Here is a 1940-nt window from a genome sequence, read left to right on the forward strand (position 1 = left end):
GAGATTACCAGCCCGATTATTGGTATTACGCTGGTCTTGGCTGCAGTATTTTTACCTATGGCATTTGCGAGTGGTTCTGTAGGGGTAATCTATAAACAGTTTACCTTGACCATGTCGGTATCTATTTTATTTTCAGCGCTATTGGCACTTATTTTAACACCGGCACTTTGTGCCACGATTTTAAAACCAATCGATGGGCATCACCAGAAGAAGGGCTTCTTTGCATGGTTTGACCGTAGTTTCGATAAAGTCACTAAAAAGTATGAATTGATGCTGCTTAAAATCATCAAACATACAGTTCCAATGATGGTGATCTTTGTAGTAATTACCGGTATTACCTTTGCCGGAATGAAATATTGGCCAACAGCATTTATGCCAGAGGAAGATCAAGGTTGGTTCATGACTTCGTTCCAGCTACCTTCAGATGCAACCGCTGAGCGTACTCGGAATGTAGTCAATCAATTTGAAAATAATTTGAAAGACAATCCCGATGTAAAAAGTAATACCACCATTTTGGGATGGGGTTTCAGTGGCGCAGGACAAAACGTAGCTGTGGCTTTTACGACACTTAAAGACTTCAAAGAGCGGACTAGCTCTGCATCCAAGATGACAAGCGACGTTAATTCTTCTATGGCGAACAGTACGGAAGGCGAGACCATGGCCGTTTTACCGCCCGCTATTGATGAGTTAGGTACTTTTTCAGGTTTCAGTTTACGTTTACAAGACCGTGCTAACTTAGGTATGCCTGCTTTACTGGCTGCTCAAGATGAACTTATGGCAATGGCAGCCAAGAATAAAAAGTTCTATATGGTTTGGAATGAAGGGTTGCCACAAGGTGACAATATTTCTTTAAAAATTGACCGCGAAAAGCTTAGTGCACTTGGTGTTAAGTTTTCTGATGTTTCAGACATCATCTCTACATCAATGGGTTCAATGTATATCAATGACTTCCCTAATCAAGGACGTATGCAACAAGTCATTGTACAATTTGAGGCTAAATCACGTATGCAATTGAAAGATATCTTGAATCTGAAAGTCATGGGTTCAAGCGGTCAATTAGTCTCGTTATCAGAAGTTGTAACGCCACAATGGAATAAGGCACCACAACAATATAATCGTTATAACGGACGACCATCTTTGAGTATTGCTGGTATTCCTAACTTCGATACGTCATCGGGTGAAGCAATGCGTGAAATGGAACAACTGATTGCTAAATTACCGAAAGGTATTGGCTACGAGTGGACAGGTATTTCCTTACAGGAAAAGCAGTCTGAATCACAAATGGCCTTTTTACTTGGTTTATCCATGTTAGTTGTCTTCCTTGTATTGGCTGCACTCTATGAAAGCTGGGCAATTCCACTTTCTGTGATGCTAGTTGTGCCACTCGGTATTTTTGGAGCAATCATTGCCATTATGTCTAGAGGGTTAATGAATGATGTGTTCTTCAAAATCGGGCTAATTACCATTATTGGTCTATCGGCAAAGAATGCAATTTTGATTGTTGAATTTGCGAAAATGCTGAAAGAAGAAGGCATGAGTTTGATTGAAGCCACTGTTGCAGCAGCCAAACTTCGCTTACGGCCAATTCTGATGACATCACTTGCATTTACGTGTGGTGTAATTCCTTTGGTGATTGCCTCAGGTGCAAGTTCAGAAACTCAACATGCTTTAGGCACAGGGGTTTTTGGTGGCATGATTTCAGCCACTATTCTGGCTATCTTCTTTGTTCCCGTGTTTTTTATCTTCATTCTGTGTGCAGTAGAAAAGCTATTTTCCTCTAAGAAAAAAATCTCATCTTAAGTTCAATGCATCAGGGGAAATACTCAATTTCCTCTGATGCATTTTTACTGATCTGAATGAGAGAATATTACTAACTAATAAATGTCAGCTATTTATAGTCTTTGGGGTTTTAAATTTATATAAAAAGTCAGACTAGCCTA

General features: G+C 39.8%; 1 pseudogene. It reads left to right on the forward strand.

What is annotated here, in order from left to right:
- Positions 1 to 1800: pseudogene (adeB, locus tag VXQ92_RS16270) on the forward strand (multidrug efflux RND transporter permease subunit AdeB); the annotation flags it as partial.
- Positions 1801 to 1940 lie beyond the last annotated feature (140 nt).

Source organism: Acinetobacter sp. 228, from assembly GCF_048147885.1.